Raw genomic sequence first — 398 nt, 5'->3', positions numbered from 1 at the left:
GAGGGTCTGCACCATGAACGTCACGGTGGACAGCAGTTCCCCTGTGCGCGGGCGGCGGGCGGTGAGGTCCATGCCGGAGAACGCGCCGTCGTGGATGCGCACGGCGACCTGGTCGCGGTGCAGGACGTCGAGGACATCGAGGACGTGCCCGGTGCCGCGCACCAGACGGAACATCTCGGAGATGTGCGCGGTGTCGCCCGGCCGCGCGTACGCGAACAGCCCACCGAATTTCGGGCGCTGAAGCGGCTGGAGGCAGCTGGAGGTACCGGCCTCTTCCTCGAAGACGACCAGGTCTTCGATCCCGGCCTCGTCGAGCACGAGGTTTTGCCGGTCGGTCGACTGCCGATCGGTCGACACCCGCTTGTAGACGAGATTAGCCACGTTGTTCCTTTCTCTGT

The 398-nt window shown here is 66.3% G+C and carries 1 protein-coding gene; it reads right to left on the bottom strand.

All coding sequences use genetic code 11. The features are described from left to right. Positions 1 to 381 (bottom strand): recombinase family protein (locus E2E34_RS34910; protein WP_167518457.1); only part of this gene is annotated, 381 nt, incomplete at its 3' end. Between the last annotated feature and the right edge of the window lie 17 nt (positions 382 to 398).

This window comes from Streptomyces albidochromogenes (assembly GCF_005981925.1).
GTDB lineage: Bacteria > Actinomycetota > Actinomycetes > Streptomycetales > Streptomycetaceae > Streptomyces > Streptomyces albidochromogenes.
The sequence above is the reverse complement of the archived record's forward strand: the minus strand, read 5'-3'. Positions and strand labels throughout refer to the sequence as shown.